Source organism: Paractinoplanes hotanensis, assembly GCF_023717965.1.
GTDB lineage: Bacteria > Actinomycetota > Actinomycetes > Mycobacteriales > Micromonosporaceae > Actinoplanes > Actinoplanes polyasparticus.
Genome location: NZ_JAMQOL010000010.1, coordinates 248726 through 269491, shown reverse-complemented (window position 1 = coordinate 269491; position 20766 = coordinate 248726). Strand labels below are relative to the sequence as shown.

At 71.0% G+C, this 20766-nt stretch carries 17 protein-coding genes; 11 read left to right on the top strand and 6 right to left on the bottom strand.

The window, feature by feature from the left end; translation table 11 throughout:
• Positions 1-27 precede the first annotated feature (27 nt).
• A complete protein-coding gene (glgC, locus tag LXN57_RS09300; protein WP_251797607.1) occupies positions 28-1260 on the bottom strand; it encodes a glucose-1-phosphate adenylyltransferase in 1233 nt (410 codons plus the stop codon).
• Between the two features lie 185 nt (positions 1261-1445).
• Here glgC and glgA point away from each other — a divergent pair, with 185 nt between their 5' ends.
• Entirely contained in the window at positions 1446-2645 is a 1200-nt protein-coding gene (gene glgA / locus LXN57_RS09295; protein WP_251797606.1) for a glycogen synthase, read from the top strand.
• Here the strand turns inward: glgA and LXN57_RS09290 are convergent.
• Positions 2590-3570, bottom strand: a complete 981-nt coding sequence (locus tag LXN57_RS09290) for an NAD(P)/FAD-dependent oxidoreductase (protein WP_251797605.1) — start codon at positions 3568-3570, stop codon at positions 2590-2592. The genes glgA and LXN57_RS09290 overlap by 56 nt on opposite strands.
• 349 nt (positions 3571-3919) lie before the next feature.
• Between LXN57_RS09290 and LXN57_RS09285 the strand changes: the two genes are divergently transcribed.
• The gene (locus LXN57_RS09285) at positions 3920-5539 is read left to right on the top strand and encodes a glycoside hydrolase family 10-like protein (RefSeq protein ID WP_251797604.1); all 1620 of its coding nucleotides are present in this window, start codon (positions 3920-3922) and stop codon (positions 5537-5539) included.
• Between the two features lie 75 nt (positions 5540-5614).
• Here the strand turns inward: LXN57_RS09285 and LXN57_RS09280 are convergent, their stop codons facing one another.
• The gene (locus LXN57_RS09280; protein ID WP_251797603.1) at positions 5615-6517 is read right to left on the bottom strand and encodes an SDR family NAD(P)-dependent oxidoreductase; all 903 of its coding nucleotides are present in this window, start codon (positions 6515-6517) and stop codon (positions 5615-5617) included.
• A gap of 60 nt (positions 6518-6577) precedes the next feature.
• On the opposite strand from LXN57_RS09280, the gene LXN57_RS09275 reads away from it, so the two are divergent.
• Positions 6578-7495, top strand: a complete 918-nt coding sequence (locus tag LXN57_RS09275; RefSeq protein WP_251797602.1) for an AraC family transcriptional regulator — start codon at positions 6578-6580, stop codon at positions 7493-7495.
• 40 nt (positions 7496-7535) lie between these two features.
• On the opposite strand, the gene LXN57_RS09270 is transcribed toward LXN57_RS09275, so the two are convergent.
• Positions 7536-7907, bottom strand: coding sequence for a VOC family protein (locus LXN57_RS09270; protein ID WP_251797601.1), 372 nt, complete (start codon positions 7905-7907; stop codon positions 7536-7538).
• A gap of 175 nt (positions 7908-8082) precedes the next feature.
• Between LXN57_RS09270 and LXN57_RS09265 the strand changes: the two genes are divergently transcribed.
• Complete coding sequence (locus LXN57_RS09265; protein ID WP_251797600.1) at positions 8083-8682, top strand: TMEM175 family protein; 600 nt, start codon at positions 8083-8085, stop codon at positions 8680-8682.
• A gap of 145 nt (positions 8683-8827) precedes the next feature.
• On the opposite strand, the gene LXN57_RS09260 is transcribed toward LXN57_RS09265, so the two are convergent.
• Entirely contained in the window at positions 8828-9712 is an 885-nt protein-coding gene (locus LXN57_RS09260) for a hypothetical protein (protein ID WP_251797599.1), read from the bottom strand.
• 132 nt (positions 9713-9844) lie between these two features.
• Between LXN57_RS09260 and LXN57_RS09255 the strand changes: the two genes are divergently transcribed.
• Genes LXN57_RS09255 through LXN57_RS09245 form a run of 3 tightly spaced genes read left to right on the top strand, consistent with a single transcriptional unit; the run spans position 9845 to position 13462 of the window.
• Positions 9845-12175 carry a PEP/pyruvate-binding domain-containing protein gene (locus LXN57_RS09255; RefSeq protein ID WP_251797598.1) on the top strand — a complete coding sequence of 777 codons (2331 nt, stop codon included), beginning with the start codon at positions 9845-9847 and terminating at the stop codon, positions 12173-12175.
• Positions 12172-12780, top strand: a complete 609-nt coding sequence (locus LXN57_RS09250) for a hypothetical protein (protein WP_251797597.1) — start codon at positions 12172-12174, stop codon at positions 12778-12780. Before LXN57_RS09255 ends, LXN57_RS09250 begins: the two co-directional genes overlap by 4 nt.
• Positions 12781-12784: 4 nt before the next feature.
• Positions 12785-13462, top strand: coding sequence for a TetR/AcrR family transcriptional regulator (locus LXN57_RS09245; RefSeq protein ID WP_251797596.1), 678 nt, complete (start codon positions 12785-12787; stop codon positions 13460-13462).
• 128 nt (positions 13463-13590) lie between these two features.
• Here the strand turns inward: LXN57_RS09245 and LXN57_RS09240 are convergent, their stop codons facing one another.
• Positions 13591-14487, bottom strand: a complete 897-nt coding sequence (locus LXN57_RS09240) for a helix-turn-helix transcriptional regulator (protein ID WP_251797595.1) — start codon at positions 14485-14487, stop codon at positions 13591-13593.
• 202 nt (positions 14488-14689) lie between these two features.
• Here LXN57_RS09240 and LXN57_RS09235 point away from each other — a divergent pair, with 202 nt between their 5' ends.
• Genes LXN57_RS09235 through LXN57_RS09220 form a run of 4 tightly spaced genes read left to right on the top strand, consistent with a single transcriptional unit; the run spans position 14690 to position 20727 of the window.
• Positions 14690-17623: a family 78 glycoside hydrolase catalytic domain gene (locus LXN57_RS09235; protein WP_251797594.1), complete on the top strand. Its 2934-nt coding sequence runs from the start codon at positions 14690-14692 to the stop codon at positions 17621-17623.
• Between the two features lie 19 nt (positions 17624-17642).
• Positions 17643-18968, top strand: a complete 1326-nt coding sequence (locus tag LXN57_RS09230) for an ABC transporter substrate-binding protein (protein ID WP_251797593.1) — start codon at positions 17643-17645, stop codon at positions 18966-18968.
• Positions 18969-18970: 2 nt separating this feature from the next.
• The gene (locus tag LXN57_RS09225) at positions 18971-19879 is read left to right on the top strand and encodes a carbohydrate ABC transporter permease (protein ID WP_251797592.1); all 909 of its coding nucleotides are present in this window, start codon (positions 18971-18973) and stop codon (positions 19877-19879) included.
• Positions 19876-20727, top strand: a complete 852-nt coding sequence (locus LXN57_RS09220) for a carbohydrate ABC transporter permease (protein ID WP_251797591.1) — start codon at positions 19876-19878, stop codon at positions 20725-20727. The genes LXN57_RS09225 and LXN57_RS09220 overlap by 4 nt, the downstream gene beginning before the upstream one ends.
• Positions 20728-20766 lie beyond the last annotated feature (39 nt).

The window sequence follows — 20766 nt, the reverse complement described above, 5'->3', positions numbered from 1 at the left end:
ACCCCGGCCGCCACACCTGAACCGGAATCAGAGCTCTACTTTTTGGCCCTTGCCGATCACGACGACCCCGTTGTCCGAGACCGTGTAGAGCTTGCGGTCGCGATCGAGGTCGACACCGATCTGGGCGCCCTCGGGCACGATGACGTTCTTGTCGAGGATCGCGTTGCGGATGACCGCGCGCCGGCCCACCTTCACGCCTTCCATCAGCACCGAACCCTCGACGTGGGCCCACGAGTTGACCCGCACGTTGGGCGAGATCACCGAACGTTCGACGAGCGCGCCCGACACCACGACCCCGGGCGAGATCATCGACTCGATGGAGCGGCCCTGCCGGTCGTCGAAGCCGTGCACGAACTTGGCCGGCGGCCACGAACCGTAGTTCGTGAAGATCGGCCAGTCGTGGTTGTAGAGGTTGAAGATCGGCTCGGTGGCGATGAGGTCCATGTGGGCCTCGTAGAACGAGTCGAGCGTTCCCACGTCGCGCCAGTAACCGCGGTCGCGGTCGCTGCTGCCCGGCACCAGGTTGTCGCGGAAGTCGTAGACGTTGGCCTCGCCCCGCTCGACGAGCATGGGGATGATGTTGCCGCCCATGTCGTGCTTGCTGTCGGGGTCCTGCGCGTCCTTGGTGACCGCCTCGCACAGCGCCCGCGTGGTGAAGATGTAGTTGCCCATCGACGCGTAGATCTCGTCGGGGGCGTCGGGCAGGCCGTCGACCTCTTTCGGCTTCTCGCGGAAGGCCTTGATGCGCTTGCCGTCCTCGGCCACGTCGATGACGCCGAACTGGTCGGACATCGACTTGGGCTGCCGGATGCCGGCCACCGTGACCGAGGCGCCCGAGGCGATGTGGTCGTTGACCATCTGCTTCGGGTCCATGCGGTAGATGTGGTCGGCGCCGAACACGATCACGTAGTCGGGCGACTCGTCGTTGATCAGGTTGAGGCTCTGGTAGATGGCGTCGGCCGAGCCGGCGAACCACCGCGGGCCCAGCCGCTGCTGGGCGGGCACCGGCGTGACGTAGTTGCCGAGCAGGGTCGACATGCGCCACGTCTTGGAGATGTGCCGGTCGAGCGAATGGGATTTGTACTGGGTCAGGACGACCATCTTGAGATAACCGCCGTTGGCAAGATTCGACAGCACGAAGTCGATCATGCGGTAGATGCCGCCGAACGGGACGCCGGGCTTTGCCCGGTCCGCCGTCAGGGGCATCAGGCGCTTACCCTCACCACCGGCCAGAACGATCGCAAGCACCTTGACAGCCATGGAAGGACGCTAACTTTCCGCCAGCCGGAGCGCCAGCCGAAGAAGGGAACTCGCCGTGGTCATCGCGGCGACGGCCAGGCTATCTGATCTTGCCTCCCGGGCGCGAGGGAAGTCTCGTTCCTCAAGGCGAGGGAAGTGCCTGCTCCCCGAGGGCGAGGGAACGGATCAAGGTTTAGGCTGCGGGCGTGACCGAGAGACTGCGCGTGGACCTCATCAGCCGGGAATACCCGCCGGAGGTGTACGGCGGCGCCGGGGTGCACCTGGAATACCTCACCCGCGACCTCCGTGCCCTGGCCGACGTGCGGGTGCACTGCTTCGGCGCGCCGCGCGACGAGCCCGGCGTCACCGCCTATCCGGAACCGGCCGAGCTGGCCGGGGCGAACGCCGCGTTGCGCACCATGGGCGTCGACCTCGAGATCGCGGCCGGCGCCGAGGGCACCGACATCGTGCACAGCCACACCTGGTACGCCAACTTCGCCGGGCACACGGCCAAGCTTCTGTACGGTGTTCCGCACGTCGTCACCACGCACAGTCTCGAGCCGCTGCGGCCGTGGAAGGCCGAGCAGCTCGGCGGCGGTTACGCCCTGTCGTCGTTCTGCGAGCGGGTCGCGATCGAGAACGCCGACGCGGTCATCGCCGTGTCCGGCGGCATGAAGCGGGACGTGCTGACCGCGTACCCGTCGGTCGACCCCGACAAGATCCAGGTCGTCTACAACGGCATCGACACCGAGCTCTACGCGCCCAACCGCGGCGCCGACGTCATCGAGCGCCTCGGCATCGACCTGAACCGGCCCAGCGTGGTCTTCGTCGGCCGCATCACGCGCCAGAAGGGCCTGCCCTACCTGCTGCGCGCCTGCCGCACGCTGCCCCCCGAGACCCAGATCGTGCTGCTCGCGGGCGCGCCCGACACCAAAGAGATCGCGGCCGAGGTCGAGGCGCTGGCCGACGAGCTGCGCGCCGCCCGCGACGAGCACGGCGTCGTCTGGGTGCAGGAGATGCTGCCCAAGCACGAGGTCATCCAGGTGCTCACGCACGCCACCGTCTTCGTCTGCCCGTCCGTCTACGAGCCCATGGGCATCGTCAACCTCGAGGCGATGGCCTGCGAGACGGCGGTCGTGGCCACGGCCACCGGCGGCATCCCCGAGGTGGTGGCCGACGGCGAGACCGGCCTGCTGGTGCCGATCGAGCAGGTCCAGGACGGCACGGGCACCCCGGTCGACCCCGACAAGTTCGTCGCCGACCTCGCGGCGGGCATGACCGAGCTGATCCAGGACCCGGCCCGCGCCCGCGAGATGGGCCTGGCCGGCCGCCGCCGCGCGGTCGAGAAGTTCAGCTGGTCGCGGATCGCCGAGGAGACGATGGCGGTCTACCGCTCCGTGCTCTGAGAATGTCCTCGGCCACGGCCCGGCCGCTCAGCCAGGCGGTCTGCACGCGCGGGCGGCCGAAGACATCGCCGCACAGATAGACGTTCCCGCTGCGGGCGAAGTCGCCCGGCAGCGGGCGCGGTTGGGCGTACGGCCACAGGCGGTACGCCGTTTCCGGCGCCTCCTCGATGCCGAGCACCCCGTTGACGGCCGTCACCATGGCGTCGCGTGCCCCGCCACGACCCACCTGCGGCCTCTCGCCCCGCGCGATCCCGCCTTGCGCGAGACGAGACGTCTCGTCTCGCGAGAGCCGGGAGGCCTCGTCGCGGGCGAATTGTGGTGTTGAGTGGGCCACCAGCACGGGCGCCCGGTCGCCGCGCCGGTCGCCGTCGTCGCAGATGGTGGCGACCGCGGGGTGGTCGTTGACGAACATGCCGCCGAAGTCGTCCCATGAGCGGCGGGGATAGGTGAGCACGGCCGTCAGCACCGGATCCCACGACTGGTCACGGGCCGCGGGCAGGTCGGCGATCCTCAGCGCCTCCGGACCGGGCATGGCCAGCACCACGTACTCGGCCTCGGGCAGCTCGGTGACCTCGGTGCCGTACGTGATGTCGACCCCGGCGGCCAGGCTGTGCGCCAAGCTGCGCAGGCCCGCCGGCGCCGACCAGCGCATCGGGCCCGGGCCTTGCTGGCCGCGGAACGTGTCGGTCCACGGCCGGGCCAGGCCCTCGATGCGCCAACTCTGCAGCCGGCCCTGGAACGAGGCGTCGTCGGCGGTCACATGGGCCGCGCCGACGTCGGCGAACCGGCCGTCGAGAAACACGCTGGCGAGGCGCCCTCCCGGTTCGCCGCTGCGCTCCAGCACCCGCGCCGGCACCCCGGCGTCGCCCAGTTCGCGAGCGCAGGCCAGCCCGGCGATCCCCGCTCCCACCACGACGACCGTCACCCGGACGACTCTACGACCGCGCGTCGTGATCCGGGCGCTCTCCCGGCGACCGCGGTGTGAGGGCTTCTCCGGGTGCTGGGTGGTGCCGGGCTCTTCCGGCGACGAGCGGTGTGAGGGCTTCTCTGGGTGGTGCCGGGCTCTTCCGGCGACGAGCGGTGTGAGGGCTTCTCCGGGTGCTGGATGGTGCCTGGGCTCCTCCGGCGACGAGCGCCGCCTGGGCTTGTCCGATGATCGGTCGTGCCGGCGCTTCCGCGGCGACGAGCGGGGTCAGGACCTTCCCTGCGATTCGTGGTGCCGGGGCATCTACGGTGATTCGTCGGGATCGGGGCGGCAAGGCACACTGGTCCCCATGCTCCGCGTCCCTCGCCCGTCCGTACGGCTGACTCTCGTCGTTGTTTCGGTGTTCTTCGCGACCTCGGTCCTGGGCGTCAGCCTGCTGCGGGCGGCCAACTATCGGCCCGGCGCGACGGCCGGTGCGCCTTGGCCGTCGGCGTCGCCGTCAGCGGCGCCCGGCGTCGAGGGCCGGTGCGGCACGGTGCCGATCAAGGCCGTCCGTCAGCTGCGGGGCATGTGGCTGACCACGGTCACCAACATCGACTTCCCGAGCCGCCGGGGGCTGACCCAGGCCCAGGTCAAGGCGGAATACCAGCGCTGGCTCGACCTGGCCGTGGCCCAGCGCCACAACGCGATCTTCGTGCACGTTCGGCCCAGCGGCGACGCGTTCTGGCCCTCGGCGTACGCACCCTGGTCGGAATGGCTGACCGGCAAGCGTGACGGCAAGTCGCCCGGGTGGGATCCGCTCGACTACATGGTTCGCGAGGCGCACGCCCGCAACCTCGAGTTCCACGCCTGGTTCAACCCCTACCGCGGCACCCAGCCCGGCCCGGTCGGGCCCGGCGCCGACTTCGCCAAGCTCGCGCCCAACCACCCGCTGCTGAAGCACCGCGACTGGGCCATCTCGTATCCGGCGGGCAGGAACGGCCGGCTCTACTTCGACCCCGGCATCCCCGAGGCGCGCAAGTTCGTCGAGGACGCGATGCTCGAGGCGGTGCAAAAGTACGACATCGACGGCGTGCACTTCGACGACTTCTTCTACCCCTACCCGCAGGCCGGCCAGGACTTCCCGGACGACGCCAGTTTCGCCCGTCACGGCGCCGGCAAGTCGCGGGCCCAGTGGCGGCGCGACAATGTGGACACGCTGGTCCGCGAGATGCACGAACGGATCCAGCAGCTCAAGCCGTGGGTCAAGTTCGGGATCAGCCCGTTCGGCATCTGGCGCAACAAGACCAGCGACCCGGCCGGCTCCGACAGCAAGGGACTCGAGGCGTACGACGCCATCTACGCCGACACCCGCAAATGGGTGCAGCAGGGCTGGGTCGACTACATCGTGCCCCAGCTCTACTGGCACCTCGGCTTCGAGAAGGCCGACTACACCAAGCTGTTGCCGTGGTGGACGGCGCTCACCAAGGGCACGGACGTGCAGCTCTACATCGGGATGGCCGATTACCGGATCGGCGAGGACGGCGCGTGGAGCGACCCGGGCCAGCTCGACCGGCAGATGACGCTGAACGAGAAGAGCGGCGGCGTCCAGGGGCAGGTGCACTTCAGCGCCAAGCAGATCCGCGCCGACCGCCTGGGCGCCGTGACGCGGTACAAGAACAAGCACTACGCGTCGCCGGCGCTGGTGCCCCGGATGGCCCGGCTGCCCGCCGCCCCGCCCGCGGCGCCTCGCCTGGTCGCGGCGGCCCGCTCCGGCGCGGCGATGAAGTTCGAGGCGTCCGCGTCCGGCGCCACCAGCTGGGCGCTGTACCGGGTCAGTGGCGACTCCGCGGCGCTGGTGGCCACGGGCCGGGCCGGCTCCGAGGTCATCGACCCGGCGGCGCCCGCCGGCCCGGCCACCTACTGCCTCAGCGGACTCGACCGCTCGGGCAACGAGGGGCCGGTGAGCCCGCCGATCGCCGCTTCCTGAGCCCTCCAGCCGGCACTCACCGCCCAGCGGGCCGCGAATGTGCCGTGCCGGCCGTGGTCGATCAGCTGCGGTCAATCAGCCTTGGCCGGCCGGGGGTCGGTGGGAATCGACGGCTGCTTCGGCCATCTTCCAGAGGCGGTCGGCGGCGGCCGGGTCGACGGACCACTCGGCAACCCCGGCCATCGGCTCCGGACCACCCGGCACGACCTCGGCCTCCTGGTTGTCCTGGTCGAAGTAGCGGCCGGTGACACCTCCCAGCAGCGGGGACGCGGCCAGCATGACCTCGGCGGCGGCGCCCTGCTCCGGGGTCTTGTAGCCGTCGGGGTGGATCAGGTCGCCGTCCTCGTCCATCGCGCCCAGCGCCCGCATGGTCGCCCGGTCGATGTGGCGCTGCAGGTTGGTGTGGATGCTGCCGGGCGCGAGGGCGTTGGCCGAGACCGCGCCGAGATGCCGGCTGATGCCCACCGCGAGCAGGACGACCGCGGACTTCGACTGGCTGTAGGCCGTCCACGGGTCGTAGGGGCGCCGCTCGAAGTGCGGGTCGTCGAGGTCGACGCCGGCGCGGAGCTGGGCCCCGGAACTCACCAGGACCACGCGCGCGCCCGGCGTGTAGTGCTCGCGCAGGCCGGTGATCAGCGCGAAGTGGCCGAGGAAGTTGGTCGCGAGCTGCAGCTCCCAGCCGTTGGCGGCCGTGCGGCGCTCGGGCACGGCCATGATGCCGGCGTTGGCGATGACCGCGTCGACCGGCCCCCTCCAGCCGGCGGTGCAGGCGCGGACCGAGTCGAGGTCGGCCAGGTCGAGCTCGCTGCGGGTCGGGGCGACGACCTCGGCGCCCGCGTCCCGCAGCGCGTCGGCGGCGGCGCGGCCGAGCCCCGAACCGCCCCCGGTGATCAGAATGCGCCGACCGGTCAGGTCGATTCCGGCGAGCACCTCGGCGGCGGTGGACCGGGCGGTGAACGGCGTGTGGATCCTTGTCATGGCTACCACTGTGCGGCGGTCCACGTGGATCCTGAATGGTTCAGAGTCCAGGATAGTTGCGTGACAGTCCAGACGGATCCGCTCGACGACGTCCTCGCCCTCGTTGGCGCCACCAGCAGCCTGTCGGCGGGCCTGGTGGCCGGCGGCGAGTGGGCGGTGGCCTTCGAGCCGCCTCCGGCGGTCAAGTTCAATGCCGTACGCCGGGGGAGCTGCCTGCTGCTGGCCGACGGCAACGTCTTCGAGCTGCGGACCGGCGACTGCTTCCTGCTGACCCGCCCGGTGGCGTTCACGCTGGCCAGCGGCCCGGACGTGACCCCCGAACCGGCGCGGCCGCTCTTCGTGGCGGCCGGCGAGGACGGCACAGCCCGGGCCGGCCAGGGCGACGACGTGTTCCTCATCGGCGGCCGGTTCGGCTTCGGCGAGCGTGCCCAGGAACTGCTGCTCGACGCGCTGCCCCCGGTCGTGCACGTGCCCGGGGGCAACACGGCGGCGGCCGCGGTGCGGTGGGCGCTGGAACAGATCGACGCCGAGCTGCGTGACCGTCCACCCGCGTCGACGCTGCTCACCGAACACCTGGCTCTGGTCATGCTGATCCACCTGCTGCGCCTGCACCTGGCGGCCGCGCCCCCGGCCGCGGGCTGGCTGGCCGGCCTGGCCGACCCGGTGGTCGGCGCCGCCCTGCGGGCGATGCACGGCAAGCCCGCGTACGCCTGGACGGTGGCCGACCTGGCCGCGGCGGCCGCAGTCTCGCGCTCGACCCTGGCCGCCCGCTTCAAACAGGTGGTCGGGCAGGGCCCGCTCGACTACCTGACCCAGTGGCGCATCGAACTGGCCGGGGCCCGCCTGCGCAATGGCGACCACACCGTGGCCACGATCGCCCGCGAGGTCGGCTACGGCTCGGAAAGCGCTTTGAGCACAGCCTTCAAGCGCGTGACCGGCCAATCGCCCCGCGCCTACCGAGCCTCCCGCCCCGCCTGAGGACTGTGCCGACCGCGTGGCCCGCCACGCCGCGGCACCGTCAGCCGTTGGGGCGCGTTTCCATCGCCTGGAGCGACCAGTTGTTGCCGTCGGGGTCGCGGAAGTAGACGAAGTTGCCCCAGGCCTGCTTGTCGACGTCGCTGGCCTCCACGCCCGCCTCGACCAGGCGGGCGCGGGCGGCCTCGGCATCCGCCACGACGCACTGGATCTCTTGCGTGCCGGGCGTCTTCTCGGTGATGCCCTCGCCGATGACGATGGAGCACGCCGAGCCCGGCGGCGTGAGTTGCACGAACCGCAGGCCCGGCTGTACGAGATGGTCGTGGTCGGCGTTGAAGCCCACGCGCTCGTAGAAGGCCTTCGCGCGGTCGACGTCGGTGACGGGCACGGGGATGAGCTCGATCTTCATGTCCATGGCCTCACGGTAGGCCGTGAGTACGACACTTCCCGGGGTCGTCGAGCGTGATTCGGTGGGCCCGGCCGCCGTGGCGCTCTGGTCGGGAGGTTTGTGACTTCGGGTTCGTCACAGTTCCGGGGGCTGTCCGGTCTTGCCGGACGAAGCAGGCCATCGGAGGAGGAAGGCGGTCGCGATGCGTACCAGTCGGCTCGAGGCGTTCAGTGACGGCGTGCTCGCCATCATCATCACCATCATGGTGCTGGAGTTGAAGATCCCGGAGAGTCACGATCTGTCCGGCCTCCTGCACGACACCGCCGACGGGTTGCTGACCTATCTGCTGAGCTTCGTCTGGATCGGCATCTACTGGGTCAACCACCACCACATGTTCCACCTCGTGCGGCGGGTCGGGGGCGGCGTGCTGTGGGCCAACCTGGCGCTGCTGTTCACGCTCTCGCTGCTCCCGTTCACCACGGCCTGGATGGACGAGTCGGGCTTCGCGCGTACGCCGGTCGTCGTCTACGGACTCGACCTGACCGCCGCGGCACTCGCCTACCTCGTCCTGCAGAAATTGATCATCCAGCAGCAGGGACCGGAGTCACCGCTGCGGCAGGCCGTGGGCGGCGACCTCAAGGGCAAGATCTCGCCGTTCTTCTACCTGGCCGGCATCCTTACCGCTCTGCTGGTCGACCGAGCCGCGATCGCCGTGGCGTTCTTCGCCGCCTGCGCCCTGCTGTGGTTCATCCCGGACCGCCGCATCGACCGCGTAGCCCGGGAGCTGGAGCCGGTGGACTAATTGCGGCGCCCGCCGCGGGGCGCGGTCAGTGCGGGGCGGCAGCCCTGGCGGGCCGGACCGGACTCAGTCCGTTCCGGCCCGCGATCGATTCCGTCGTCCCCCGCGACGTCGTCGCGGCCGGAATCGAACGGCTCCCCGAGAGGAGTCATCGGTTTCCCTTGAACTGCGCGCAGCCCTTCTCGTCGGGCAGCAGCGGCCGGAAGGTGATCAGGTATTTCGCACCGTCGGCGGTCCACGGGGTCAGCTGGTTGGCCTTCTTGGCCGCGGTCAGCACCTTGTCGGCGTCGGCGCCGCTCACCACCACGCAGCCGATCTTGAAGGCGGGGTTGAGGTAGTCACCGGGCAGGGCCGGGCCAGGCCAGGCGATCTCGGGCTGGGCCGGCTGTTCGGCGCCCTGCTTGACGTACGGGCGGGCCAGCACGGCCAGGGACTCGGCCGCGTAGGGGCCGGTCTCGCTCGGGTCGCCGCCCGCCGCGAGGTCGGTGAGCTTGTCGACGTAGGCGGCCAGCGCGGCCCGTGCCGCCTCCTGCGGGGCGGTGAGCATCGGGTCGTCGGCCTGGGCCTCGTTGAGCGCCTCGACCGCGACCGACTGGGTGCCCTGGGCGGTGTTGACGGTGACCCGGGTGGTGGGCGCGTCGGCCACATTGGGGCGTCCGAAGTCGGTGCCCGGGCGTACGCCGGCGTCGGTGGCCTCTTTCCGCAGCTGCTGCACCTTGTCGGGGCCGATCTTGACCACCTGGAGGTTGGGCAGCGCGGGCCCGGGATAGATGGCGGGCACCGGGCCCTCGGTGATCATGCGACCGTCGGCGTAGACGCTGATCGCCGGCAGGGTGCCGACAGTGCGGTCCGGCGGCACGAAGCCACCGGACGACTCCACCCGTACGACAAGTTCGTCTCCGCCCTGGGGATAGGGGGAGGCGCTTTCCCGGGAGTCCGGCGCGCCCGCGCCGGTGGCGCTGGGCTGCGCGCAGGCGGCGAGCAGGAACAGGGGAACGGCGGCGGCCATCAGGGTGCCGCGGAGACGAGTCATGCCCCTTCAGACGATTTGGGGCCGTCTGCGGTTCCGGCCCCGGGCGGAATTTCGCCCTTCCCGCCTTCGCATTGCAGTCGTATTGCCAACCAGGTAGCATGCATTGCAGTCGTATTGTTTCCGGGAGGGGCGATGCCGATCTTTGACCTGCACGACGTCTCGGCCGCTGCGGTCGACCGGGTCGGTGGCAAGGCCGCGGCCCTGGGCGAACTGCTCCGCGCCGGCGAGCGGGTGCCGCCCGGCTTCTGCCTCACGGCCGAGGCCGGCCCCCTGCCCGTAGGCGAGATCATTGCGGCGTACGAGCGATTGGGCGGGGGAGCGGTGGCCGTGCGATCGAGCGCCACGGTCGAGGACGCTCCCGACGCCAGCTACGCCGGCATGTTCGACACGGTTCTCGACGTCCACGGTCCCGAAGCCCTGCTCGCCGCGGTCGAGACGTGCCGCGCGTCCGCGTCCAACGCCCGGGTGAGGGCCTACGGCCAGGGCGAGATCCGCATGGGCGTCGTCATCCAGCGCATGACCGCTGCCGAACGGGCGGGTGTGCTGTTCACCGCGAACCCCCTGACCGGGCGCCGCACCGAGATGCTGGTGGAATCGGCCGAGGGCAACGGCTCCACGGTCGTCGACGGCCGGCACGACGTCGATCGCCGGCTGGTCGGGCAGGACGACCCGTTGTGGGCCGTGGGGCAGCGGCTCCAGGCGCTCTTCGGCTCGCCGCAAGATGTCGAATGGGCGATCGACGAGCACGGCGAGCTGTGGATCCTCCAGTCCCGGCCGATCACCACCCTCTTCCCGCCGCCCCCGCCGGCCGACGGCCCGCCCCGGGTCTACCTGGAATTCGGGCACGTCCAGGGCATGCTTCAGCCGGTTACGCCGATGGGCATGAACACGCTCCAAGAGCTGATCAAGGCGATGCTGGCGCCGCTCGGGCTGCGGGTCGAGATCGTCGACATCGGCGGCCGGCTCTACGGCGACCTCAGCGACCTCGTCCGCGACCCGGTCGCCCGGCGGCGGCTGGTCCCGCTCATGGCGGTCGACTTCGGCCCGCGCGCCCAGGCCGTGATGCGCCACGTGCTCGACGACCCGCGGTTCGCACCCCGGAAGGGCCCGCGGAAGAAGCGGGACGGCGGGCTGCCGCCGATCGGCCGGGCCGTTCGCGGCATTCTCGGCGCCCTGGCCAACCCCGACCGGGCCCGTGCCCGCCTCGACGAGGCGGTCGAGCGCATCCGCCTCTCCTCGCGCGGTGACGCCGGCACCCCGACCACCGAGGAGCGACTGCGGCTCGTGCGCGAGCACGACCAGAGCGACAGCCCCGACGCGATCATCTGGCCCATCGTGGCCGGCATGCTGGCCAGTGCCCTCCCGCCGCGCCTGCTCGGCGACGTCGCGCGGCCGGGCGAGATCCACGCCGTGCTGGGCGGCATGCCGCACAACGTCACGATCGAGATGGATCTGGCTCTCTGGCGCCTTGCCCGGGACGCCGGCAGCCTCGACGACATCGACCTCGGCGATTTCCTCGACAGATACGGGCATCGCGCGGCGGCCGAGGTCGATCTCGGTGTCCCGCGCTGGTCGGAAGATCCGACCCCGGTGCGGGCGGCCCTGGCCAACCTGATGCGGGTCACCGACCCCGAGCAGGCGCCCGACCGCCGCTTCGCCCGTGCCGCCGAACGAGCCGAGGCCACGCTGCTCGAGCTGGGCGCGCGGGCCCGGCGGCACCGTCCGGTGCGCGGCCGGCTGGCGATCTTTCTGCTGGGCCGGGCCCGGCGGCTGGCCGGTCTGCGCGAGACCGGCAAGTTCGCGGGCCTCTACCGGCTGGCCGAGATGCGCCGGCACCTGCTGGCCGTCGGCGCCGATCTGACAGCGGCGGGGGTCCTGTCCCGGCCCGGCGACATCATGTTCCTGACCCTCGACGAGGCCGACAACGCGGCGCGGACTGCCCGCACGCTCCGGACCGGCGACGCCTTCGACGGTGATCCGGGCAGCGGCCACCGGCAGCTGATCGCCGACCGTCGTGCCGAGTACGACCGCGAGTCGCGGCGCCGATCGGTGCCCGTGGCGCTGCTGTCCGACGGCACCGACATCGAGGCTGTGCTGCCGAGTGCGGACGACCCCGGCGCGCTCCGAGGCGTGGGGGCGTCGGCCGGCCGCGCGACCGGGCCGGTCCGCGTCGTGCACGATCCGGCCACCGCCCGCCTCGAACCCGGCGAGGTGCTGGTCACCTCGACGACCGACCCCGGCTGGACGCCGCTGTTCCTCACCGCCTCGGCGCTCGTCACCGAGACCGGCGCCGTCATGGCGCACGGGCCCACGGTCGCCCGCGAATACGGCATCCCGGCCGTCATCTGCGTGCCCGGCGCCACCCGCCACCTCCGCACCGGCCAGATCGTCACCGTCGACGCCGCGGCTGGCACCGTCACCGTCGTCAGCGACGTCGCCGCCGTCGTGCAGGGATCGTCATGAGCGTTCTGCGGCGCGCTGCCGCGGCTGAGGCCGCCACCTGGCGCAATCTGGCCCTCTGGGTGAGCCGGCGGCCGGTCGAGCGGCACGGGGGCGAGCCCTTCGGGTATCTCGGGGTGGTCAAGCCGATCCTGGGCGTCTTCCTCGGCTTGTCGGTCGTGGAGATCCCGGTGCTCGACCTGATCGTCAAACATGTGATCCCGTGGGGGCCGGCCCGCTTGATCATGCTGGCGATCAGCGTGTGGGGCCTGCTGTGGATGATCGGGTTTCTGGGCGGCCTGACCCGCAATCCGCACCTGGTCGTGGCCGAAGGGCTGCGCATCCGGATGGGGCCGGGCATCGACATCACCGTGCCGTGGGCCGACGTCGCCTCGATCAGCAAGCGCTACCGGTCGTTGCCGTCCAGCAAGGCGGTGCAGCACGAGGACGGCGCGCTGCACATCGTGGTCGGCAGCCAGACCAGCATCGACGTGCGCCTGCGGCGGCCGCTCACCTTCGAGCTGCCCCGCGGGCGAAGCGACCCGGTCGATGAGGTACGTCTGTACGCCGACGACTCGGACGGCCTGGTGCGGTCCGCCCGGGCCCACCTCGAGGCGTACGCGGAGTGACATCATGCCCAAAAAGGTCGATCATGACGAGCGCCGCCGGCTCATCGCCGACGCCCTGATGCGGGTGGCCGCCGAGCAGGGCCTGGAAGCGGTCAGCCTGCGGCACGTGGCGGCGGCCGCCGGTGTCTCGGCCGGGATGGTGCAGCATTACTTCCGCACCAAGGACGAGATGATGTCGTTCGCCCTGTCCGCGGTGAGTGAGCGCAGCGAGGCGCGGGTCCAGGCCGCGGTGAGCGCGCTCGGCGCCGACCCGCCGCCCCGGCAGCTGCTGCGCACGATGATCGCCGCGCTGCTGCCGCTCGACGAAGCGACCCGCGAGGACGGCCGGGTCGCGCTGGCGTTCCTGGCCTACACGGCGGTGCGTCCGGCGGCGTCGGCCGAGCTGCACCCGACCACGGCCGAGTTCGTCCACTTCATCGCGAGTCGACTGCCGAGCGGCGAACCACACCAGGCGGCCGGTCTGCTGGCGCTGATGGAGGGTTTGGGCGTCTACCTGCTCGGCGGTCAATACGAAGCCGAGCAGGCGCTGGACGCCCTGGACGCGCAGCTCGACCTGCTGTTCGGGACGGTCCCGGGCGGTCGGGCCGGCGCATCGGGCTGGGAGGTCCGCACCGGCTTCGCGTCCGGCGGCGCACCGCTGGTCGAGGTCGGGGAAGAGTCCGAGGGGGTGGAACGGGCATAGCCGCTGGCCGCTGTCGGTGCGGCGCGCCCCGCTGGTGGAGGGCGCGGGTGCGTTCGAGGGGAGCGGGCGTTCGCTGGTGGCACGGGGCAGCGGCCTCGGGGGCCGGTTTCTTGCCGAGCGGGGCGGGGTCAGTGCTTTACGGCTCGGGTGAAGCGGGTGCGGTAGACCGACGCGCTCAGGCCGTAGTGGGACTTGAAGCGGCGGGCGAAGTAGTTCTGGTCGGGCCAGCCCACGGACTCGCCTATGCGGTTGATGGGCTGGTCGGTGTGGAGGAGGCGGGCGGCGGCCAGCTCCACGCGGAAGCGGGAGAGGTAGGCCATGGGAGGCAGGCCCGTGGCGGCCTTGAACAGGCGGACCAGGTAGCCGGGGGCGAGGTGGAGTTCGGCGGCCAGCTCGGTCAGGGTCCAGCTGTGGGCGGGGCGGTCCTCCATCTTGTGCATGGCGTCGAGGACGGCGGGGTGGATGCCGGCTGAGCCTCCGGTGATCTGGTCGGTTTCGGCCACGACGCGGGCCAGGCCACTGAGGAACAGCATCAGACGGCCCACCAGGTCGCCTCGGTAGTCGCCCGGGGGCAGGGTGCGCAGTTTCTGCAGGCCGTCCAGATGTTCCAGGCAGCCGGTCAGGGCGTCGTCGTGCAGGCGGGTGTGCAGGATTCCGCGACGCTGGCCGGTGTACGGGCCTGTCCAGAGAAGGTGGCCCAGCTGCGGGTCCTGCCTGGTCCAGGCGAGTTCGCGCTGGAGCAGCTCGGTGGAGAAGCAGCAGTTGTACAGATCGAGGCGGCGGCAGTTCTCGTAGCCGTGCCAGACGCCGGGGCGCAGCAGGATGGCGTCGCCCACGTGCAGCTCGCGGTGGCCGGCCAGACTGTGGTGGACGCCGGTGCCGGACATGACCACGGCGATCTCGACGAAGCTGTGCGTGTGCACGGGATGAGTGTCCTCGTGCAGGTAGTGGCCGGCGTACGCCACCGACCCGTCGATGAAGTGCAGCAGCGTCCGGGTGTTCTCGACCGGCGGGTCTTCGGTCATGCCCCACCGTAGGCCCCAGGTGAATTTCGTGCTACCTCCGGTTCATCACGGGCTATGTCGTGGGCCACACCGACCCAGAGGATCGGGTCACGGCGAAACGTTCTCGCCACGAAAACGAAACATCGGATCGCCTTCCCGTCGCATCGGTTCTTGAATCGTTTCACCGACGTCAGGCGATGCGTAACGCCCGCACAGGAGTGACATGCCGGACATCGCCCCACCCACCGCCCTCCGCTTCGAGCACCAGCCCGCCCCTGTGCTCGGCCTCGGCACCGCCACCCCGCGCCTCTCCTGGCAGGTGCCGGCCGCCCCGGACGCCTACACCCAGACCCGCTACGAAATCGAGGTCACCCGCCCCGCCCGGCCCGCCGGCCAGGCTGGCAGCGAGCGGGGCGCCAAGGTGGGGGACGTCGCCGGCCAGGCTGGCAGCGAGCGCGGCGCTGAGGTGGGCGACATCGTCGGCCAGGCTGGCAGCGGGCGCGGCGCCGAGGCAGGGCGGGAGGTGCGGGTATTCGCGGTCGCGTCGGGTGAGCAGGTGCTGGTGCCCTGGCCGGGAGCGCCGCTCGCGTCGCGGGAGGCTGCCGCCGTACGGGTGCGGGTCGGGGACGCGCAGGGCTGGAGCGACTGGAGCGAGGCGGCGACGGTGGAGACCGGGCTGCTGGAGCGGGGCGACTGGACTGCCCGTTTCGTGAGCCCGCGCGAGATCGGGGCGTGGGGCAGCCCGTCGCCGATTCTCACCGGCACGATCGAGCTGCCGGCGGGCGTCGTCAAGGGCCGGCTGTACGCCACCGCGCACGGGCTCTACGAGGCGAGGCTCAACGGCACGCGGGTCGGGGACGAGCAGCTCGCGCCGGGATGGACCGCCTACCAGCACCGGCTGCGCTACCGGTCCCACGACGTCACCACGCTGCTGACCGACGGCGTCAACCGGCTCGAGGTGCAGCTCGGCAACGGGTGGTTCCGCGGCTACCTCGGCTTCCGCGATCAGCACAGCCTCTACGGCGACCGCCTGGCGCTGCTCGCCCAGCTCGAGGTCGAGACGGCCGGCGGCCGGGTGCTCACCCTCGCCACCGACGGCTCCTGGACGGCCCGCGAGGGCGCTGTCGTCAGCGATGACATCTACAACGGTCAGCGCACCGACCTGCGCCGCGAGCTGGGGCCCGAGTCCACGGTCGACGTGCTCGACGCGGATCTCGGCCTGCTTGTCGCGCCCGACGGCCCGCACGTCCGCGTCACCGACGTGCTGCCGGCCGTCGAGGTGTTCACCTCGCCGTCGGGCCGGACGCTCGTCGACTTCGGCCAGAACCTGGTCGGCTGGGTCCGCCTCACCGCCCGGGGCGGACAGGAAGGCGACGTCATCCGGCTGCGGCACGCCGAGGTGCTCGAGGACGGCGAGCTGGGCGTACGACCGCTGCGCGAGGCCAAGGCCACGGACGAGTGGATCCTGAGGAACGCGGACGAGGTCGTTCTCGAACCGGGTCTGACGTTCCACGGATTCCGGTACGCCGAGGTCACCGGCGTCGAGAATCTGCGGCGTGAGGACATCGTGGCCGTCGTCGTCGGCTCCGGCCTGCGGCGTACCGGCTGGTTCTGTTCGTCGCACGAGCTGCTCGACCGCTTCCACGAGAACGTCGTCTGGGGCATGCGGGGCAACTTCGTCGACGTGCCTACCGACTGCCCGCAGCGCGACGAGCGCCTCGGCTGGACCGGTGACATCCAGGTCTTCTCACCGACCGCGTCGTTCCTGTTCGACTCGGCCGGCTTCCTCACCAGCTGGCTGGCCGACCTGGCCGCCGAGCAGCAGAAGGACGGCTCGGTGCCGCACGTCGTCCCGGACGTGATCCGCCAGCCCGGCCCGGCCGCCGCGGCCTGGGGCGACGCCGCCGCGATCGTGCCCTGGGTGGTCTATCAGCGCACCGGCGACGCCGGCCTGCTCGAGCGTCAGCTGCCCAGCATGCGGGCCTGGGTCGACCGGATCGCCGGGCTCGCGGGCGACGGCCTGCTCTGGGCGGGCGGCTTCCAGTTCGGCGACTGGCTCGACCCGGCCGCCCCGCCCGAGGACCCGTTCCGGGCCAAGGCCGACCCGGACGTGGTCGCCACCGCCCACCTGGCCCGCTCGGCCGAGATCGTGGCCCGGGCCGCCGAGGCGGTCGGGGACGGCGACGTGGCCCGCGAGTACGGCGAACTCGCCGAGCGGGTGCGGGCCGCGTTCGCCCGCGAGTACGTGACCGACGGCGGCCGGGTGCTCAGCGACGCTCCCACCGCGTACGCACTCGCCCTGCAGTGGGCCCTGCTGCCCACGGCCGGGCAGCGCAAGCTCGCGGGGGAGCGGCTGGCCGACCTGGTTCGCGCGGCCGGGTTCCGGATCAGCACCGGCTTCGTCGGCACACCGCTGATGACCGACGCGCTGGCCGACGCCGGGCACCCGGAGCTGGCGTACCGGCTGCTGTTGCAGACCGGCGTGCCGAGCTGGCTCTACCCGGTGACGATGGGCGCGACCACGGTCTGGGAGCGCTGGGACAGCATGCTCCCGGACGGCTCGATCAACCCGGGCCAGATGACCTCGTTCAACCACTACGCGCTCGGGGCGGTGGCGGACTGGCTGCACCGGCGTGTGGCCGGGCTGGCGCCCGGCGAACCCGGTTACCGCCGGATCGACGTGCGCCCCCAGCCCGGCCGGCGGCTCACCCATGCCGCTGCGAAGCACCTCACTCCGTACGGCGAGGCCTCGGTGTCCTGGCGTCGCGACGGCGGTGAGCTGCGGCTCGAGGTGGTGGTGCCGGTCGGTGCGACCGCCTCGGTGCTCCTGCCGGGGTGGAGCGAGCCGATCGACGTACGGCATGGCCGGCACGACTGGGCCGTCGAGGACCCGTACGCCTCCGAAGCCGCCCTGCCCGCCGAGCCGAGCATCCGGCAGCTGATGGACCACGCACCCACCTGGGACAAGCTCGTCGCCACGGCGCGCGAGGCGGGCGTCGCGACCGGCGAGGCCGACCTGGCCGACCGGCTCGCGCGCTACCTGGACGCACCCGCGACCGGCTTCGCCGACGCCGCCACCGCGCACGGCTTCATTCCCGGCGGCGACCAGCTCGCCGCCCGGCTGACCGCGCTTCTCTCCCCCTCTTCCGATCGATAAAAAGCAAGGGAGTCCCTCCATGACACGACGCCGCACACCACACCGCATAGCGCTAGCCGTGTTCTCCGCCGGCACCCTGGTCCTCGGCGCGTGCAGCGCCGGCAGCCTGGGCAGCAGCGAGGACGAAGGCGGTGGCGGCAAGGTCGCACTGTCCTTCCTGACCGACAACCAGCCCGAGACGGTCAAGATGGCGGAGGGCCTGGCCAAGGACTTCACGGCCAAGAATCCCGACATCACGGTGAACGTCGAGACGCGGCCGCAGGGCACCGAGGGCGACAACATCGTCAAGACCCGGCTCTCGACCGGCGACATGACCGACATGTTCATGTACAACTCGGGCTCGCTGATGCAGGCGCTGGCGCCGCAGAAGAACCTCACCCCGGTGGACGACTTCGCCGGTCAGCTCGACGAGAACTTCAAGAAGGCGGTCGGCTCGGACGGCAAGATCTACGGCGTCCCGTTCGGCAACTACATGGCCGGCGCGATCCTGTACAACAAGGAGGTGTACGACAAGAACGGGCTCCAGGTCCCGGCGACCTGGGACGAGTTCCAGGCCAACAACGCCAAGCTCAAGGCGGCCGGCGTCGACCCGGTCATCCAGACCTACGGCGAGACCTGGACCTCGCAGCTGTTCATCCTCGGCGACTACCACAACGTCGAGGCGGCCAGCCCGGGCTGGGCCGAGCAGTACACCAAGAACCAGGCCAAGTACGCGACGACGCCCGCCGCCAAGGCCGGCTTCGACCACCTGCAGCAGGTGCACGACGCCGGGTACGTGAACAAGGACTTCGCCTCGGCCAAGCTCACCGACGGCCTGAACAAGCTGGCCAAGGGACAGGGCGCGCAGTACCCGATCCTGTCGGCCATGGTCAGCCAGCTCATCGCCGACAACCCCGGCAGCGAGAACAAGATCGGCCTGTTCGCCATCCCGGGCGCCGACGCCGCCAAGAACGGCCTGACCGTGTGGGCGCCGAACGGGCTGTACATCCCGACCAGCACCACCGGTGACAAGCTGGAGGCGGCCAAGAAGTTCCTCGGCTTCGTGGCCGGCCCCGACGGCTGCGCCTCGATGGGCAAGGCGACCACCCCGACCGGCCCGTACGCGGTCACCGGCTGCAAGCTGCCCGACTCGGTGCCGCAGGCCGTCAAGGACATGCAGACCTACATCGACAAGCAGGGCGCGTCCAGCCTGGCGCTGGAGTTCCTCTCCCCGGTCAAGGGCCCGGCGCTCGAGCAGATCTGCGTCGAGGTCGGCTCCGGCATCCGCAAGGCCGACGCCGCCGCCAAGCTCTACGACGAGGACGTGAAGAAGCAGGCTCAGCAGCTGGGACTCGAGGGTTGGTAAGCGTGGAGGCCCGGCCGCGCACCAGCGTGGCCGGGCCGGCCCTCGCCGCCGGGCGCAGGCGGAGCCCGTACCCCTCCTGGTTCTACCTGCCGGCCGCCATCGTGTACGCGGTGCTGTTCCTGGTGCCGACCGTGACGTCGTTCTACTTCAGCCTGACCCGCTGGAGCATCTTCGACTCCCAGTTCATCGGGTTCGACAACTACGTCACGTTCTTCCGGGAGCCGGCGCTGGTCTCCGGCCTGTGGCACACCGTGGTCTACGCGGTGATCACCTCGGGGCTCAAGGTCGTGCTCGGCCTGGGCCTGGCCGTGCTGCTCACCTCGCAGATCATCGGCCGCGGCTACCTGCGCTCGGTGGTGTTCTTCCCGGTCCTGGTCAGCACGATCGGCGTCGGCCTGACCTTCACGATCCTCCTCGACCCGGAGGAGGGGCTGGTCAACGAGTCGCTGGCGCTGATCGGCATCCAGGGGCCGGGCTGGCTCACCGACCCCAGCTTCGCCCTGGTGTCGGTCGCCCTGGTCGACGTGTGGAAGGGCGTGGGCCTGGCCACGCTCATCTACATCGCCGGCATCGTGTCGATCCCCCAGGAGTACTTCGAGGCGGCCCGCGTCGACGGCGCCACCGCCTGGCAGAACTTCCGGAAGATCGTGCTGCCGCTGGCCCGCCCGGCGACGTTCACGGTCATCCTGCTGTCGCTGATCGGCGGCCTGCGCTCGTTCGACCTGGTCTGGGCCATGACCCGCGGCGGTCCCGGCTTCACGTCCGACGTGATCGCCTCGGTGATCTACAAGCAGTACCAGGCCGGCTTCTACGGCCTGTCGACGGCCGGCAACGTGGTGCTGTTCCTGCTGGTGACGGCGATCATCTTCCCGCTGTCGCGGTACCTGAACTCCAAGGAGGTGGACCTGTGACCGCCGCTGCCGGGGTGAGCCGGAAGCCGCGCAAGAACCTCGTGCTCAGCGTGGTGGCGATCCTGCTGTCCGTCGTGGTCTTCCTGGTGCCGTTCGCCTTCATCGTGCTGACCGCGGTGAAGAGCCGGCAGGAGGCCTCGCGACTCGACTTCTCGTGGCCGACGCAGTTCCACTTCGTGCAGAACTTCGTGGACGTGGTGCAGGCCCGCGACTACATGCTGATCATCGCCTTCATCAACAGCACGATCCTCACCGTGGCCTCGGTGGCGATCCTGGTGGTGCTGTCGGCGATGGTGGCCTTCGTGCTGCAGCGCCGCCGCACCCGGTGGACCGGCCTGGTCAACTTCCTGGTCCTCTCGGGTCTGATCATTCCGCCGGCCGTCGTGCCGACGATCTGGGTGCTGCAGAAGCTCGGGCTCTTCCGGACGATGCCCGGGCTCATCCTGATCGAGGTCGCGTTCGGCCTGTCGTTCTGCATCCTGCTGTTCCGGGCGTTCATCGCCACGATCCCGCGCGAGCTCGACGAGGCGGCGATCATCGACGGCGCCGGGCCGATGCGGCTGTTCTTCCGGGTGATCCTGCCGCTGCTGCGGTCGGTGATCATCACGGTCGTCGTCGTGCAGTCGGTGACGGTCTTCAACGACTTCGTCAACCCGCTGTACTTCCTGCCGGGCGACCAGAACGCCACCGTCCAGCTGACGCTCTACAACTTCTCGAGCGCCTACTCGACCCAGTACAACCTGCTCTTCATGGACATCCTGCTGATCACCATCCCGCCACTGATCATGTTCCTGTTCTTCAACAAGCGCATCGTCGCCGGCATGACGGCGGGCGCGGTCAAGGGGTAGGGGAGAGACTGGGGGTCGCGCTGTTGCCTCAGCGCGGCC